Raw genomic sequence first — 16,042 nt, forward strand, 5'->3', positions numbered from 1 at the left:
CCGACACTTTGAATTTGCGCTGCCAGGAGGCGTTGCTTGATTATCGTCATCGGCTCGATCAACCTCGACCTTATCGCCAATGTCGACCGCTTGCCGAGCCCCGGCGAGACGGTAGGCGGCTCGGCCTTCACCACCGCTCCCGGCGGCAAGGGTGCCAACCAGGCGCTGGCCGCCGCGCGCGCCGGCGCCTCGGTGCGCATGGTCGGCGCCGTCGGCAAGGACAGCTTCGCTGCCGAGGCGCTGGCGCTGCTGCGCGACGGCAAGGTCGACCTGTCGGGTGTTGCCGAGACCTTCGCCTCGACCGGTACGGCGCTGATCATGGTCGGCGACGATGGCGAGAACATCATCGCGGTGGTGCCCGGCGCCAACGCTTCCGTGTTGCCTGGCGACCTCGCCAAGGCCTTCCTGAAAAAGGGCGATGTCGTCCTGCTGCAACATGAGATCCCGCTGGCGACCGTCGATGCAGCGCTTGACCAGGCAAGAGCGGCCGGCGCCATCACCGTGCTCAACACAGCCCCTTTCCAGGGCAAGGCAGCGGCCTTTCTCGCCAAGGCCGATTATGCCGTCGCCAACGAAACCGAATTCGACCTCTATGGCGAAGCGCTGGCCCTAAATGGCCGCGACCGGGCGGCACGCATGCGCGACTTCGCCGCGAAAACCGGCCGCACCATCGTCGTCACGCTCGGCGGCGATGGCGTGATGGCGGCGACGCCGAGCGATTTCCTCACCGTTCCGGCCCTGAAAATCACCCCTGTCGACACGGTCGGCGCCGGCGATACGTTCTGCGGTTATTTTGCCGCCGGGCTGTCGTCGGGCCTCACGCTCGAACAGGCGCTGGTGCGCGCCGGCGCGGCCGGCTCGCTGGCCTGCCTGAAGCCTGGCGCCCAGCCGGCGATCCCGCTGGCCAGGGATGTCGATCAGGCGTTGCAGGAAACCCATTGAGATGCTGCGCCCTCAAACGAAACATGCCGTGCCCCCGACCGGCGACATCTGCCGCCTGTCCGCGGTCGAGCTCGCCGCCGCTATCCGCCGAAAGACACTTTCCGTGCGCGAGGTGGTGACGGCATTCCTCGACCGCATCGAGGCGGTCAACCCGCTGGTCAACGCCATCGTTTCGTTGCGCGACCGCGGCGACATCTTGCGCGAAGCCGATGCCGCCGATATCAGGCGGAAAAGTGTCGAAGCCGGCCCGCTCTTCGGCCTGCCGATCGCCATCAAGGATCTCGCCTCGACCACGGGCCTCAGAACCTCCCTCGGCTCGCCGATCTTCGCCGATTTCGTGCCTCAGGAAGACGATTTCTTTGTCGAGCGCATCCGCGACGCCGGCGCCATCATCATCGGCAAGACCAACGTCCCCGAATTCGGCCTTGGCTCCAACACCTACAACAGCGTGTTCGGACCGACGCTGAACGCCTTCGATCCGGCCCTGACCGCCGGCGGCTCGAGCGGCGGCGCGGCTGTGGCGCTGGCGCTCGACATGCTGCCTGTCGCCGATGGCAGCGACTTCGGCGGCTCGCTGCGCAATCCGGCCGCCTGGAACAATGTCTATGGCTTCCGCCCGTCGCAAGGACTTGTCCCCGGCGGACCCGACTTTGAGGTTTTTCATGCGCAGATGGGCGTCGACGGGCCGATGGGCCGCAACGTCCGTGACATGGCGCTGCTACTCGATGTGCAGGCCGGTTACCACCCGCACGCGCCATTGTCCTATGAGAAACCGGGCTCGTTCCTCGAAGGGCTCGGCATGGCAGCGACTGGCGGCCGCATCGCCTGGTTTGGTGACCTCCGCGGCCATCTGCCGGTCGAACCCGGCATCCTCGATCTGTGCGAAGCAGCCCTTGGCCGGTTCGCGCAAGCGTCCTTCGTGACCGAACCGCTGCTGCCGGATTTCGACTTCGAAGCGCTGTGGCAGGCCTTCGTGACGCTGCGCCAGGCCAGCAGCGGCTGCGCGCTCAAAACCCACTATGACGATCCCGCCAAGCGCGGCCTGCTCAAGCCGGAGGCCATCTGGGAGGTGGAGAACGCAATGCGGCTGACGGCGCCGCAGATTCGCGCGGCGTCGGTCATCCGCACGTCCTGGCATCGCATGCTGCTGTCGCTTTTCGACCGCTATGATCTCATCGCGCTGCCGACCGCGCAGGTCTTCCCCTTCGATGTAAGCACGCATTGGCCCCGCGAGGTCGCCGGACGCGCAATGGACAGCTACCACCGCTGGATGCAGGTTTCCGCTTTCGCGACCTTGGGCGGCTGCCCGGCGGTCAACGTGCCGGTCGGCTTCGACGACAAGGCTAGGCCGATGGGCATGCAGCTGATCGGCCGGCCACGCGGCGACCTTGCCGTGCTGAAGGCGGCGGCGGCCTATGAGGCGACGCTGCCCTGGCAGTCCGGCGCCAGCGCCTGAGCCGCATGCACCGGCCTGTCGCGGCGCTTCGCGCATCGGCTTGCATCGGCAGCGCCGCCATGCATTGATTGTCCTCAGCTGCGCCGCATCGTCGGCATTCCCAGGGAAAAATCATGTCGCTCGAACTCTACGCCGCCTATGTCCTTGCTTGCATCGTCATCATCCTGGTACCGGGTCCGACGGTCACGCTGATCATCGCCAACAGCATTCGCCATGGCTCCCGCGCCGGTCTCGCCAATGTGGCCGGCACGCAGGCCGGGCTTGCCGTGATGATCGCCATCGTCGGCATCGGCCTCAACACGCTGATTGCGGGCATGGGCCATTGGTTCGAATGGGTCAGGCTGATCGGCGCCGCCTATCTGATCTGGATGGGCGCGCAGATGTTCCGTTCCAAGGGCACGCTGAACGCGGATGGAACCGCCAGGAAACCGCGCGGCGGCTTCTTCCTGCAGGGTCTGCTGGTGGCGCTCAGCAACCCCAAGACGCTGATCTTCTTCGGCGCCTTCTTTCCGCAGTTCATTTCGCCGCAAGGCAACTACTCGCTGCAGATAGCCGTCATGGGCCTGACCGCCATGATCTTCGCTGCCATGTCGGATTCGACCTATGCATTGGCCGCCGGCCGCGCCGGGCGTCTGCTGTCGGCCAGCCGCATCAAGCTTTTGTCGAGGATCAGCGGCAGCTTCATGGTCGGCGGCGGCCTGTGGCTGGCGTTTTCGCGATCGAAGTAAGCGCCTTTTCCTTCCCCCTTGTGGGAGAAGGTGGATCGGCGCGCAGCGCCGAGACGGTTGAGGGGTGCGTGACAGATCACCGTCGGTGCCAAGCTGGGGCACCCCTCATCCGACCGAGCTACGCTCGGCCACCTTCTCCCACAAGGGGAGAAGGCAAAGAGGGCCCTAAAGCCGCCCCAACCTCTCCACCAGCAGGGCGAAGAAGCCGTCATGGTCGATGTCGCGCATCACCATGGCGTTCTTCGGCCGCTTGGTGACACCCCACCAGTCGATCACGGTCATGCCCATGGTCAGTTCCGAATTGGTTTCCACGCTGACATTGCAGTTGCGGCCCTTGAACAGATCCGGCTTCAACAGATAGGCGATGACGCAGGGGTCGTGCAGCGGCCCGCCGTCGGTGCCGTACTTCTCCTCGTCGAAACGCTCGAAGAATTCCAGCATCTCGGCAGTGGCGTTGGCGACCTTGGTGCCGAGCGCGCGGAAGGCCTGCGTACGCTTTGCGGTGGTCAGCGCCTTGTGGGTGACGTCGAGCGGCATCATCACGATCGGGATGCCGGATTTGAACACGACATCGGCGGCCTGCGGGTCGACATAGATGTTGAATTCGGCGGTCGGGGTGACATTGCCGCCTTCGAAGAAGCCGCCGCCCATCAGCACGATTTCCTTGATGCGCGGTACGATGCGCGGCTCGCGGATCAGCGCCAGCGCAATGTTGGTGAGCGGCCCGAGCGCGCAGAGCGTGATCGTGCCGCTCTCTTCCGTCATCAGCGTCTCGACGATGAAATCGACCGCGTACTGGTCCTGCAGCTTCATCGTCGGTTCGGGCAATTGCGGTCCGTTGAGGCCGGTCTTGCCATGCACTTCCTCGGCGGTGACCAGTTCGCGCATCAGGGGCCGGATGGCGCCGGCATAGACCTTGATATCAGGCCGGCCACCCAGCTCGCAGATCTTGCGGGCGTTCTTTTCGGTAAGCTTCAGCGGCACGTTGCCGGCAACCGCTGTGATGCCGACGATCTCCAGTTCGGCGCTGCCGAGCGCCAGCAAAATGGCGACGGCATCATCCTGGCCGGGATCCGTGTCGATGATGATCTTGCGTGATTGGGGCATTTCAATTCCTTGTTTGGCGAGGCCGTGGACCTGAATGAATCTGATCGAAACATCCAAATGACGCCGAGGCGGCAGCGAGCTGCGATGTCAAACCGCTCGACCGGGGAAGACAATCCCGACCTGCGCGCTTCTCCTTGCATCTGCTTGCCGTTTCAAGCGCCATGTCGATCATTCCTGTGAGTCCACGACCTGGTCTTTTTGGGCGGGTCTTTTGACGGCTTGAACTTGGTCGCGGGGCGGACCATATCAAGACCATCGGGAAAAATGCCATCTGGGTTTTTCCACTTTATGTCGCTCTTGAGAGGACAGTGTAACATGAGCCGAATGACGCCCTTTTCCAGCCCGCTTCTCCTTGGTTTCGACGCCATGGAAAAGACCCTGGAACGCTTGGCGAAGTCCGGTGACAGCTACCCCCCCTACAACATCGAACGCCTCAGCGGCGCCGACGGCAAGACCGAAAGGTTGCGCATCACATTGGCGGTCGCCGGTTTCGCCGAAAGCGATCTCGATGTCACCACGGAGGAAAACCAGCTGGTCGTGCGCGGCCGTCAGACCGACGACACCGAGCGCGAATTTCTTCATCGCGGCATCGCCGCGCGCCAGTTCCAGCGCTGTTTCGTGCTGGCCGACGGCATGCGGGTGATCGCGGCGGAGCTGAAGAACGGCCTTTTGTCGATCGACCTCGATCGGCCGGAGTCCGAACGGCTGGTACGGAAAATAAACATATCGGTGAAAGACTGATCTTTACCGATGGCTCTCATGCGGGATGGCCTTGAGCGGCGTCCTCGCGCCAAGGAGGCTTTGAAATGACCAGAACTGAAAATATCACCATGACCAATGGCGAATTCGCCCATCTCGGCGAGGGCTCGGTCGCTTATCTCAGAAAGGTCTCGAGCGACGAATTGCTCGGCCGTTTCCCGAATCTCGGCGAAATCGCTCCCGGCATGGAACTGTGGGCGCTGTTTGCCGCCAATGGCCAGCCGATCCTGCTTTCCGACGCGCGTGACCGCGCTTTGGCCGGCGCCATGGAAAACGACCTGACCACGGTCGCCATTCACTGACAGCAATTTCCGCTGAAACGGAAAGGGCCGCCCATGGCGGCCCTTGAGGTCGCCTCAATTCAAAGCAATTCCAGGAAAAGTGTGTAACGGTTTTCCGTCCGGAATTGCGTAAAAACAGATAATATCAGGCCGCGTGCGAGGCCTGGGTGTCCGACAGCAGCGCATGGATCGCCGCGGCGTCGCGCGTACCCCTGATCTTGGCCACCGTGTCGGCGTCGCGCAGCACCCGCGCGATGCGCGACAAAGCCTTGAGATGGTCGGCGCCCGCCCCTTCCGGCGCCAGCAGCAGAAACACCAGATCGACCGGTTGATCGTCCAGCGATTCGAAATCGACAGGCGTCTCCAGTCGGGCGAAAACCCCGGCGATGCGCTTCACGCCGGCCAGCTTGCCGTGCGGAATGGCGATGCCGTTGCCGACGCCGGTCGAGCCCAGCCGCTCACGCTGCAGGATGGTGTCGAACACTTCCCGCTCCGGAATGCCCGAAATCGCAGCTGCCCGTTCGGACAGCAATTGCAGCAGCTGCTTCTTGGAGTTCGCCTTCAACGCCGGCAATATCGCCGGAACGTTGATAAGATCGCTCAGATCCATGCTTGAAAATCCCTTGTTCGCCTGCCGTCACCAGTCCTCACCCTCGTGCGGCCGGCTTTTATCCCCGTGCGACTCCTGTCGTCACGCCCGTGCGACTGTTGTCGTCACGCTTGTGCGACCTTGGTCGTGGACGGGTCGATCCAGCCGATGTTTCCATCGGGCCGGCGATAGACGATGTTGAGATGGTCGTTTCCGGCGTTGCGGAAGACGAAGACCGGGCTGTCCTTGGTGTCGAGCTCGATGACCGCCGACGCCACCGACATGGTCTTCAGCGTCATGGTTGATTCGGCGACGATGGCGGGGGCGAAATTCTCCGGAATGTCCTCGTCGTCATCGGCAAGCGGCGCCATCACCGTATAGGCAATGTCGGTCGGTTCGCCATTGGCGGCGCCCGAATTGTGTGATTTCAGCCGGCGCTTGTAACGCCGCAGCCGGGTCTCCAGACGATCCGCCGCCGCCTCAAAGGCAAGCGTCGGATCCTGGGCATCGCCGGTGGCCTGCAGCGAAGCGCCGGAATCCAGCCGGATCATGCAATCCGCCGAGTAGCGCGAGCCCGATTTGATGACCGTGACGTGTCCGGCAAAGCCGCGATCGAAATATTTGCCGATCGCTTCGCCGACACGATCGTTGATGCGTGTACGAAACGCATCGCCGATATCCATGTGTTTTCCCGATATGCGCAGATTCATCTGAAAACTGACCTTCCTTGCTCAGGCTTCAAACTGGCCCGAGTTTATACTCGTGATCCGTGCGCACAAGCTTTGCGGCGTCACTCGCGCCGATTTTAAATCCGAACTTTCCGGTTGATCACAAGCCGCCCTTTGACCGTCCCGAGGCCAACGTCGTGACGGACCATCCGCATGCAGGCATCTAGCCCGTCTCATGCGGGCGGGCTTCTAGCCACTTCACCGCGGCTTGTCAATGAAGTGCGGGCCTGTGGAAAATCGGACCGCCTCAGCGCCCGGCGCTGGCCAGCGCCCGTTTCTCGCGCCGGCGCTGCACCGAGGAGGGAATATTCATGCCTTCCCGGTACTTGGCGACCGTACGCCTGGCAATATCGACACCACTCTCGCGCAACATGTCGACGATCGCATCGTCGGAAAGCACGTCGACCGGTTTTTCCTCATCGATCAACTGCTTGATGCGATCGCGCACGGCTTCCGAGGAATGCGCGTCGCCGCCGCCCGACGCGGCAATCGAGGCGGTGAAGAAGTACCGCAGCTCGAACACGCCGCGCGGCGTCAGCATGTATTTGTTGGCGGTGACCCGGCTGACCGTCGATTCGTGCATGCCGATGGCATCAGCCACCGTGCGCAGGTTGAGCGGTTTCAGCTGGCGCACGCCATGGACGAGGAAGGCATCCTGCTGGCGAACGATTTCCGAGGCGACCTTGAGGATGGTCTTCGCCCGCTGGTCGAGGCTGCGCGTCAGCCAGTTGGCGTTCTGCAGGCATTCGGCCAGAAAATCCTTTTCCGCCTGGTTCTTCGCCTGCGGGGAGACCTGGGCGAAATAGATATGATCGACCAAAACCCGCGGCAGCGTTTCGGCGTTGAGTTCGACCGTCCAGCTGCCGTCATTGGCCGCACGCACCTCGACATCGGCGACGATCGCGTCGCTGGCGCCGCCCGAAAACGCCATCCCCGGCCGGGGATCGAGTGCCCGGATCTCGGCCAGCATGTCGAGCAGGTCCTCCTCGTCGACACCGCAGATCCGTTTCAATGCGTGGAAATCGCGCCGTCCCAGCAGTTCGAGATTGGCGATCAGCGCCTTCATTGCCGGATCGAGCCGGTCCCGCACGGCAAGCTGCAGCGACAGGCATTCGGCGAGGTCCCGGGCGAACAGGCCGGCCGGCTCGAAAGTCTGGCACACAGCCAGCACCTTACCCACCGCGGCGGCGTCCGTACCGAGACGAGCAGCGATCTCGGCCATGTCGGCGCGCAAATAGCCGCTTTCGTCGAGGCCGTCGGCGAGGTCGGCGGCGATCAGCCGCGCGGCCGGGTCGGCGAAGGCGAGCGCGACCTGTTCGCCGACATGGTCGCGCAGCGTGATCGCCGCAGCCGCCATGTCGCCGGCGTCAAAACCCTCGGATGAGGAACTCGCGCCATTTCCGGAAGCCGATTTCCATTGCGCCGTCAGGTCCGGACCGAGCCGCTCACTGGTGCCCGGATCGTCGGGAAACAGGTTTTCCAGCGACGTGTCGAGCTTGTCCGAGATCGCCTCGGCGCTCCACTGCGTCTCGTTTTCGAACCAGTCGCCGTCAGTGGTGGTTTGCGGCTCCGCCTCGATCTTCTGCGCCTGGTCGCCGGCGGCATCGTCCTGCGGTTCGGCGCGCTCCAGCAACGGATTGCGCTCGATTTCCTCGTCGATGAAATGCTCGAGCTCGACATGGGTGAACTGCAGCAGCCGAATCGACTGCATCAGCTGCGGCGTCATCACCAGCGACTGCGATTGTCGTAGCTGTAGTTTGGCCGCCAACGCCATGGTTCGGTTTCAAACGCCTCGTCTACGCATCCGGACTTCCGGAAGAGAATTTTGCAGCCGGCCATAGAAACTGGCCCAGCTTTTGCTTGTCAAGGCAATTGCTAGCAAAACCCGCTTACCGGAGCGTTATCTCGGAGCAAAATCGAGGAAAAAGAGCCGGGCGAACCGCAAAAATCGTGTCAGGAAACAAATTTCACGCTCAGAGCAATTCCAGGAAAAGTGAGAGACGGTTTTCCCGGGAAAGGCGCATAGCGCTTTCCCTTGGGAATTGCGTCAAGACGAAAAGACAAAGCGGTCTGGCGTTTCCGTTAAACGACGAACCGCTCAGAGCGTAAAACCCTCGCCCAGGTAAAGCCGCCGCACATCCGGGTTTGCCACCACTTCGTCGGCCCTTCCATGGGTCAGCACCTGGCCGGCATGGATAATGTAGGCGCGGTCGATCAGGCCGAGCGTTTCGCGCACATTGTGATCGGTGATGAGCACGCCGATGCCCCGCGCCGTCAGATGGCGCACCAATTGCTGGATGTCGGCGACGGCGATCGGATCAATGCCGGCAAAAGGCTCGTCGAGCAGCATGTAGGCCGGACGCGTCGCCAGCGCACGCGCGATTTCCAGGCGTCGCCGCTCGCCGCCGGAAAGCGACATGGATGGCGCCTTGCGCAGATGGCTGATGTGGAATTCCTCGAGCAGTTCGTCGAGATTGCGCTCGCGCACCTTGCGGTCCTTTTCGACCACTTCCAGCACGGCACGGATATTCTGCTCGACATTGAGGCCACGGAAAATCGACGCTTCCTGCGGCAGATAGCCGATACCGAGGCGTGCGCGACGGTACATCGGCATCGAGGTGACATCGAAGCCGTCGATCTCGATCGTGCCTTCATCCACCGGCACCAGGCCGGTAACCATGTAGAAACAGGTCGTCTTGCCGGCGCCATTGGGGCCAAGCAATCCGACGGCCTCGCCGGCACGCACGCCGATGGTGACACCGCTGACGACCTTGCGGCCCTTGTAGCTCTTGGTCAAACCCTTGGCGATCAGGGTTCCCTTGAACTTTCCCGCATCGACGGTCACCGTGGCCGGCGCCGAAATCTTGCCGGCGGCCCGTCCCGGAAGACGCGCCGTCAGCGACGACAGGCTGGCCATCAGGGGTTCGTCGCTCCCGATTTCGGCGGCGGCGTGATCGACATCTGGACGCGTTGCCCAGCGCATGGATCAACCTGGGCCAGCCCGGTTTTCATCTGCACGACGAGCTTGCAGCCGACCAAGACGTTGTCGTTCTGCGACAGAACGACCTTTTTGCCCGAAAGCACCAGCACCTGGCTCTTCATATCGAAGCTGCCTTGATCGCCGGTCGCGACCTGCGCATCCGACTTGATGTAAACCTTGTCGGAAATCTCCAGGTGATCGATGTTGGCCGAGCCGGTCATGGCTGCCGCGCCAGCCGCTTCCGCGCCCTTGGCGCCGGCGTTGGGGTCCTTGACGTAATAGACCATCATCTTGCCGGCCTTCATCAATGTCGGCCCCTGGACGACGCTGACATTGCCCGTGAAGATGGCGACACTGTCGGCTTGGCGGACCTCCAGCTTGTCGCTCTCGATCTGGATCGGCTTGTCGCCGGACAGTTTGAGGCCTGATTGGCTGGTGGTCTGCGCCAATGACGGCACAAGTCCGAGCAGCAGCAACGCTGAAGTTGCAGCCGCGAGCCGCGTCGAACTACTGAGCCGCATTGGTTTCTCCGCTGTTTCCCTCTGCCGTCTTCAAGGCGGCGGAATCGATGTTGACGCGCACTTTGTTCTCGAAGACCAGAATCTTGCCATTGTCCTGGACCGACATCGAATCCGCCGTGATCCGCGACCCGCCACGGCTGACATCGACGGGATCTCCCGTCTTCATAGTGCCTTTGCCCATGTCGAGGAAGACCGATTTGAACTTGGCCTGCATGCCGTCGGTTGTGGTGATCGTCACGTCGCTGGTCAGGTTCATCGTATTGCCGTCGCGATCGTAGGTGCCGTGCGAGGCCTTGACCGCCGCCACATTGTCGGGCGCGATCGGCACCTTGGCGTCGATGCCTTCCAGTTCGATGATACCTTGCGTGCTGACATCCTGAATGGCGCGCAACGCCGTCATCGAATAGGGCTGTTTCTGCTTGGTGAAACCGTTGAGCTTGGGATTGGCCATCACCAGCTTGCCGTTGGAAAAGGCGGTGCCTTCCGCCTGGACCTTCACGGAGACGGGTGCGGCCAGATAGGAATAGACCGGGAAAGCGATGGCGATCAGGGCCGCAGCCAGTGGCACGGCAAACTTGAGAATGCGCACACGGCGCGAATGACGTTGCGCGCGGTCGAACGCGTCGCCACGCGTCCGGCCGTCCGCCTGGGGGACCAACTCCATCTCGGCGCCGGTCGGTTCATTCGGTCGCGCTAACATTCACTGCTTTCTTCTAAACCCCTGCCCACCCGGGAGCACCGCCTATAGGTGGGACGCCGGCGCCTTCAAGCAAGCACAAGCCCACGAAAACTGCAAAAATGTGACAGCCGCACTTGTACAGATGAAAACGAGGTCCGCACAACTGGCCGTTCTTCATAGCAGAAACAGACACGCAGGGTAAAATTTATCGGCTGTCTGTCTCGCCGCCCGACCTCGCGGTGACTGCGCAAATACGTGAGGGGAGATGTCGGATGCCCGCCTGGCCGGCCCGGTCGATCGTGTATGCGGCATGGCTATCTCGACCATCCGCGCCGATTGTCCCATCGTGTGGGAAAGAGGTAGTGTCTCAGTTTGAAATTTGAAAACAGGCAAGCGCGTTGGCCGGCGGCTTGATGTTGGCAATGCGCATGGTGCCAAACGGCGTTGCCGATCACGTCGGCGGGGCGCTTTCTGGCCTTGGATCCGGTCGGCGTCAGGCCACCTTCCGCTGTATGAGACCAACCAGAACGGTGCGCATTCCCGAATACGATGGGCTGCCAATTTTCACTTCCCAATCAGTGTTGCGTTTCCGAGGGTGCTTCGCGTTACGCAACGCTTCGCGGAATGTGTTCGGGTCGACGCCTACAGTTCGAGCCATATCTTCGGCGGTTGTGTGTTTGGCGATCATGACGTCTCCTATGCCTTTTGCCGATATATAGGGCGTTTGCACAACTCGGCCAAGAATCGGGCGTTTCCGCAAATTTCAAACACTGCCGGGAAAGAGAACTGCTTCCAGATGGGAGGATCATGGTCTAAAAGCGTCTCCTCCCGCCGACTGAAAGGCTGACCATGGCACTGAGAGCCGACGACCTGATCGACCGCCGCCGTTTGCGGCGCAAGCTGACATTCTGGCGCGTCGTCGCCATCGGCATCGTTGCCCTTGGGGTGATTGCGCTTTCAGCCTGGTTCTACAACGACGATTTCGGCGGCTCGACGGTCGACCATATCGCCAAGGTCAAGATCGAAGGCACGATCACCGAGGACGAGGAACTGATCAAGCGGCTGGAAACCATCCGCCTGTCGTCGAAGGTGAAAGCCGTGATCCTGTCGATCGATTCGCCTGGCGGCACCACGGTCGGCGGTGAATCGATCTACGAAGAGGTGCGCAAGCTGGCTGCCGACAAGCCGGTGGTGGCGGAAGTCGGCACGCTCGCCGCATCGGCGGGCTATATGATCGCCAGTGCCGCCGATCACATCGTTGCGCGCAAGACCTCGATCGTCGGCTCAATCGGCGTGCTGATCCAGTATCCCGACGTCAGCGGCCTGATGGACAAGCTCGGCGTCAAGCTGGAGGAAGTGAAATCCTCGCCGCTGAAGGCCGCACCCTCTCCCTTCAAGCCGACCAATGACGACGAGCGCGCCATGGTCCGCAAGCTCATCCTCGACAGCTACGACTGGTTCGTCGGCATCGTTGCCGAACGCCGCAAGATGACCCGCGAGCAAGCGCTGGCGCTTGCCGACGGCTCGATCTTCACCGGTCGCCAGGGTGTCGCCAACGGACTGATCGACGCCGTCGGCGGCGAGACCGAAGCGGTCGACTGGCTGGCGACCAAGGGCGTCGATGCCAAACTCAAGGTCGTCGAATGGAAGGACACTGAACGGGGCGGCGGCTTCCTGTTCTCCAAAGCGATGGCGCAAACGATCGGCAGTGCGCTCGGCCTGCCGGCCTACAGCGGCGACATCATCCATGAACTCGGTGCCGACCGCTTGTTTCTTGACGGTCTCGTTTCCGTCTGGCACCCTTGAGCTGCCGTTTGGGGCAAGTGAAAAAAGCAAATAAAATCATCCTCATAATTTTGACCGCACTGCTTTCACGGGGACCCGTCTCATGATCAAGTCCGAACTTGTGCAGATTATTGCCACGCGCAATCCGCATCTTTTCCTGCGCGACGTCGAAAACATCGTCGGCGCGATCTTCGATGAAATCACCGACGCCCTTGCCGAGGGCAACCGGGTCGAACTGCGTGGCTTCGGCGCTTTTTCGGTGAAAAACCGTCCCGCCCGCACCGGCCGCAATCCGCGCACCGGCGAATCCGTCGAGGTCGAGGAGAAATGGGTGCCGTTCTTCAAGACCGGCAAGGAATTGCGTGAAAGGCTGAACGGCGGCAAGTAGGCGCGTCAGCGCCAGACGGCCTTCCGGACAGGCCAGCTTCCGACGGAAAACATCATGTTCAATCGCTTCATTCTCATCGTGATCTTCGTGCCGTTGGCGATCATCCTGATCGCACTCGCCGTTGCCAACCGCGAACTGGTCGCCTTCACGCTGGATCCGTTCAACCCTGGCAATCCGAAGCTGACGCTGACTTTGCCGCTGTTCATCTTCCTGTTCCTGGCGCTCGCCATCGGCATGATCGTCGGCAGCCTGGCAACCTGGGTCAAGCAGGGCCGCTACCGCAAGCTGGCGCGCCAGCGCGGCGTCGAGGCCGAGAACCTGCGCCAAGCGGTCAGCCGTGCGCCGGCGGCACCGCAAAGCCCGGCCCAGGGGTCGACCCAAGGGTCCGCCCAAGGATCGGCATTGCCGAAGCCGACCACTTGAACCGCCGGTCGGCGGCTTTGTCCCCACGGAGTTTTTCATGCTGACCATTTCGGCCGCAGAGGTCGACCATGCGCTGACCTTTCCCGGACTGGTCGAGACGCTGCGCACGGCGTTTCGCAACGGAGCGGTGCAGCCGGTCAGGCACCATCATACGATCGAGCGGCCCGATGGTGCGGCCTCCACCCTGCTTTTGATGCCGGCCTGGACCGACCTCAACGCAGCCGGCACGTCGGCTGGTGGTCACGTCGGTGTCAAGATCATCACCGTCTCTCCCGACAACAACGCCATCGGCAAGCCCGCGGTGATGGGGCTCTACCTCCTGCTCAATGGCGCCACCGGCGAACCCGAGGCCTTGATCGACGGCCAGCGGCTGACCCAGTGGCGCACGGCCTGCGCTTCGGCGCTCGCGGCCTCCTATCTCGCCCGCGACGATGCCTCGCGGCTGCTTGTGGTCGGCGCCGGCGCGCTGTCACCCTTCCTCGCCAAGGCGCACTCAGCCATGCGGCCGATCAAGACCATCCGCATCTGGAACCGCACCCCGGCCAATGCCGAGAAGGTCGCCGCCGATCTGCGCACCGAAGGCTTCGCTGCCAGCGCGGCAAGTGATCTCGATGCCGAGCTTGGGCGGGCCGACATCGTCTCCTCGGCGACGATCACGACGACACCGCTGATCAAGGGCGCATTGTTGCGGCCGGGAACCCATGTCGATCTGGTCGGCGGCTTTACGCCGACGATGCGCGAAAGCGATGACGACGCGATCAGGCTCGCCCGCGTCTATGTCGACACCCGCGCCGGCGCCACCAAGGAGGCTGGCGACATCGTCCAGCCACTGGCCTCCGGCGTGCTGAAGCCGGAAGCCATCGTTGCCGATCTGCACGAATTGGCGCGCGGCCAGAAGAAGGGCCGCGAGAGCGCCGCTGAGATTACGCTGTTCAAGTCGGTCGGCGCGGCGCTCGAGGACCTTGCCGCGGGCATTGCCGTCTACAAAGCGCGCACGGCCTAGTTTGCTGTTGCGCCCATTTTGGCGCCCATCGCCTCGGCGATCGCACGAAAATCGTGATCCCCGATTTCGAAAAGGCCAAAGCGAAGCTGATAGCCCCAGTTCGACTTGCCGGCGGTGAAGTGCAGCCTGTCGAGCAGCGGCTTGATCGGCGTTTCCTCGGCCTTCGCCCACTCGACATCGCGGCGAAACGGCGTGAAGCCGCCACCCATATCACCCTGATAGGGTTCGCCTTCCCGCACCGTGCCGATCGCCGTGAAGGCCTGCAGTCCGTCTTTCTCGCCCAAAATGGTGGTCGCCGAATAATAGATGATGCCATCGCCAGGCTTGACGCGACGCAGTGGTGCCGCCTTGCCGTGGTTGACCTGCATGAAGCCGCCCTGACGGCCGCGCCGGACGTGCTCGGCCGACGCCACTGCGATCCAGTGTACACTCATTTCTGTTCCCCATTGGCTTGTTCGCCGTCGGACAGCCAGTAGACGCGCAGGCGATGATTGTCGGGATCGAGCGCGACAAAAGTGCGGCCGAAATCCATGTCGGTCGGCGTCTGCAGGATCTTCAGCCCGCGCCCGGACCAATCCGCATGGGTGGCATCGACCGCATCGGGCGTATCCAGCGCAAAGACGATTTCGGCGCCACCGCCTGCCGCCGCAGCCGCCGGCTCGACCGTGTGACGCGACCAGAGGCCAAGCTTGAAGCCGTTGTCGAGAACGAACAGCACGAAGGTCGGCGAACTTTCGACCGGCTCACGGCCGAGCAGCGCGCTGTAGAAGGCACCGCTCTGCTGCGGCTGGTCGACGTAGAGGATGACGAAATTCGGGGCGGTCATGTCTGCTCTCCAAGGTTCAGTGTTTCGACTTGGCGACCATAGGATAGGCTACTGTCAGATTCTGGCAGTAGCAATCACGACCCACGCGGCTTGTCGAGCGTCGCCCGCCATTCCTTGAGCAGCGCCTGGCGACGACGCGGATAGCGCGTATCTGTCGCTTGGAGCTCGGCGATCCGATCGGCGCGAAAATGGCGGAAATCCTGCCGCAGCTCACACCACGCCACCACCACCCGCACCTTGTCGAAGAAGCTCAGCGCGAACGGCCAGACCACACGTTCGGACGCGGCGCCGCCGGCGTCGCGGTAGAGAAAGCCGAGCTTGCGTTCGTTGCGGATGGCCTGCCGCACGAGACCAAGATCGATGCCCTCGATGGCCGCGGCGGGAGGCCCGACCAGCAGTGTGCTCGCGTCGAGATCCTCGCGCAGATCGTCCGGCAGCACCGCCGCGATCTTGGCCAACGCGTTGGCGGCGGCGGCCGAGAGACGCTGGTCCGGCTGCTTGGCGACCCAGCGCGAGCCGAGCACGATGGCTTCGATCTCCTCGTCGCTGAACATCAGCGGCGGCAGCATAAAGCCGGGCTTGAGCACATAACCCAGCCCCGCCTCACCCTCGATCGGCGCACCCTGGCCCTGCAGCGTCGCGATGTCGCGGTAGAGCGTGCGGATCGAAATCCCGAGCTCATCGGCCAGCGCCTGCCCGCTCACCGGCCGGCGGTGTCGACGCAAGGACTGGATCAGGTCGAGCAGGCGTTCGGAGCGGGACATCCAGCAGATTTGCCTGTTTCTTTGACATTGGTCCATCGCCGGCCGACATAAACCGGGAAGGCCGACGTGTCGGACTTGGTTGC

Annotated in this window: 20 protein-coding genes; 9 read left to right on the forward strand and 11 right to left on the reverse strand. The window is 62.8% G+C overall.

The genetic code is table 11. The features are described from left to right. Positions 1-36 precede the first annotated feature (36 nt). The 3 genes from EJ076_RS31720 (at position 37) to EJ076_RS31730 (ending at position 3,126) form a co-directional block, all read left to right on the forward strand. A complete protein-coding gene (locus EJ076_RS31720; RefSeq protein ID WP_126070524.1) occupies positions 37-942 on the forward strand; it encodes a ribokinase in 906 nt (301 codons plus the stop codon). A gap of 1 nt (position 943) precedes the next feature. Continuing rightward, entirely contained in the window at positions 944-2,398 is a 1,455-nt protein-coding gene (locus EJ076_RS31725; protein ID WP_126070525.1) for an amidase, read from the forward strand. A gap of 113 nt (positions 2,399-2,511) precedes the next feature. Beyond that, complete coding sequence (locus EJ076_RS31730; RefSeq protein WP_126070526.1) at positions 2,512-3,126, forward strand: LysE family translocator; 615 nt, start codon at positions 2,512-2,514, stop codon at positions 3,124-3,126. A 165-nt stretch (positions 3,127-3,291) separates the two neighbouring features. On the opposite strand, the gene EJ076_RS31735 is transcribed toward EJ076_RS31730, so the two are convergent. Beyond that, positions 3,292-4,233: a nucleoside hydrolase gene (locus tag EJ076_RS31735; RefSeq protein WP_126070527.1), complete on the reverse strand. Its 942-nt coding sequence runs from the start codon at positions 4,231-4,233 to the stop codon at positions 3,292-3,294. 315 nt (positions 4,234-4,548) lie between these two features. Here EJ076_RS31735 and EJ076_RS31740 point away from each other — a divergent pair, with 315 nt between their 5' ends. Together EJ076_RS31740 and EJ076_RS31745 are read left to right on the forward strand one after the other, a co-directional pair. Further along, positions 4,549-4,974 (forward strand): Hsp20 family protein, encoded by a 426-nt coding sequence (locus tag EJ076_RS31740; protein WP_023760739.1) that lies wholly within the window; start codon positions 4,549-4,551, stop codon positions 4,972-4,974. Positions 4,975-5,039: 65 nt separating this feature from the next. After that, complete coding sequence (locus EJ076_RS31745; RefSeq protein ID WP_023760740.1) at positions 5,040-5,294, forward strand: DUF1150 family protein; 255 nt, start codon at positions 5,040-5,042, stop codon at positions 5,292-5,294. Between the two features lie 124 nt (positions 5,295-5,418). Here EJ076_RS31745 and ptsN read toward each other — a convergent pair whose 3' ends face one another. The 7 genes from ptsN to EJ076_RS31780 all read right to left on the reverse strand — a co-directional run bounded on the left by ptsN (position 5,419) and on the right by EJ076_RS31780 (position 11,458). After that, positions 5,419-5,883, reverse strand: coding sequence for a PTS IIA-like nitrogen regulatory protein PtsN (ptsN, locus tag EJ076_RS31750; RefSeq protein ID WP_013529589.1), 465 nt, complete (start codon positions 5,881-5,883; stop codon positions 5,419-5,421). 104 nt (positions 5,884-5,987) lie between these two features. Then, complete coding sequence (gene raiA / locus EJ076_RS31755; protein ID WP_126070528.1) at positions 5,988-6,572, reverse strand: ribosome-associated translation inhibitor RaiA; 585 nt, start codon at positions 6,570-6,572, stop codon at positions 5,988-5,990. Positions 6,573-6,837: 265 nt separating this feature from the next. Next, positions 6,838-8,364, reverse strand: coding sequence for an RNA polymerase factor sigma-54 (rpoN, locus tag EJ076_RS31760; protein ID WP_109658846.1), 1,527 nt, complete (start codon positions 8,362-8,364; stop codon positions 6,838-6,840). 324 nt (positions 8,365-8,688) lie between these two features. Then, on the reverse strand, positions 8,689-9,507 hold the full coding sequence (lptB, locus tag EJ076_RS31765; RefSeq protein WP_056594977.1) for an LPS export ABC transporter ATP-binding protein: 819 nt from the start codon (positions 9,505-9,507) through the stop codon (positions 8,689-8,691). Next, a complete protein-coding gene (locus EJ076_RS31770; RefSeq protein WP_109658845.1) occupies positions 9,507-10,091 on the reverse strand; it encodes an LptA/OstA family protein in 585 nt (194 codons plus the stop codon). Before EJ076_RS31770 ends, lptB begins: the two co-directional genes overlap by 1 nt. Further along, complete coding sequence (gene lptC, locus EJ076_RS31775) at positions 10,078-10,791, reverse strand: LPS export ABC transporter periplasmic protein LptC (RefSeq protein WP_126070529.1); 714 nt, start codon at positions 10,789-10,791, stop codon at positions 10,078-10,080. The genes EJ076_RS31770 and lptC overlap by 14 nt, the downstream gene beginning before the upstream one ends. A gap of 472 nt (positions 10,792-11,263) precedes the next feature. Continuing rightward, positions 11,264-11,458 carry a hypothetical protein gene (locus tag EJ076_RS31780; protein ID WP_126070530.1) on the reverse strand — a complete coding sequence of 65 codons (195 nt, stop codon included), beginning with the start codon at positions 11,456-11,458 and terminating at the stop codon, positions 11,264-11,266. Between the two features lie 161 nt (positions 11,459-11,619). On the opposite strand from EJ076_RS31780, the gene sppA reads away from it, so the two are divergent. From sppA to EJ076_RS31800, 4 genes are all read left to right on the forward strand, one after another. After that, positions 11,620-12,576: a signal peptide peptidase SppA gene (sppA, locus tag EJ076_RS31785; protein ID WP_126070531.1), complete on the forward strand. Its 957-nt coding sequence runs from the start codon at positions 11,620-11,622 to the stop codon at positions 12,574-12,576. A gap of 82 nt (positions 12,577-12,658) precedes the next feature. Continuing rightward, positions 12,659-12,943: an integration host factor subunit beta gene (locus tag EJ076_RS31790; RefSeq protein ID WP_006200394.1), complete on the forward strand. Its 285-nt coding sequence runs from the start codon at positions 12,659-12,661 to the stop codon at positions 12,941-12,943. 54 nt (positions 12,944-12,997) lie between these two features. Beyond that, positions 12,998-13,366 (forward strand): LapA family protein, encoded by a 369-nt coding sequence (locus EJ076_RS31795; RefSeq protein WP_126070532.1) that lies wholly within the window; start codon positions 12,998-13,000, stop codon positions 13,364-13,366. A 37-nt stretch (positions 13,367-13,403) separates the two neighbouring features. Then, complete coding sequence (locus tag EJ076_RS31800) at positions 13,404-14,369, forward strand: ornithine cyclodeaminase family protein (RefSeq protein WP_126070533.1); 966 nt, start codon at positions 13,404-13,406, stop codon at positions 14,367-14,369. Here EJ076_RS31800 and EJ076_RS31805 read toward each other — a convergent pair. The 3 genes from EJ076_RS31805 to EJ076_RS31815 form a co-directional block, all read right to left on the reverse strand. Beyond that, positions 14,366-14,803 carry an EVE domain-containing protein gene (locus EJ076_RS31805; RefSeq protein ID WP_126070534.1) on the reverse strand — a complete coding sequence of 146 codons (438 nt, stop codon included), beginning with the start codon at positions 14,801-14,803 and terminating at the stop codon, positions 14,366-14,368. The two genes, EJ076_RS31800 and EJ076_RS31805, sit on opposite strands and share 4 nt — an antisense overlap. Next, complete coding sequence (locus EJ076_RS31810; RefSeq protein ID WP_126070535.1) at positions 14,800-15,195, reverse strand: VOC family protein; 396 nt, start codon at positions 15,193-15,195, stop codon at positions 14,800-14,802. The genes EJ076_RS31805 and EJ076_RS31810 overlap by 4 nt, the downstream gene beginning before the upstream one ends. A 74-nt stretch (positions 15,196-15,269) precedes the next feature. Next, positions 15,270-15,959, reverse strand: coding sequence for a YafY family protein (locus EJ076_RS31815; RefSeq protein ID WP_126070536.1), 690 nt, complete (start codon positions 15,957-15,959; stop codon positions 15,270-15,272). Positions 15,960-16,042 lie beyond the last annotated feature (83 nt).

It is taken from the genome of Mesorhizobium sp. M7D.F.Ca.US.005.01.1.1, assembly GCF_003952545.1.
GTDB classification, from domain to species: Bacteria; Pseudomonadota; Alphaproteobacteria; order Rhizobiales; family Rhizobiaceae; genus Mesorhizobium; species Mesorhizobium loti.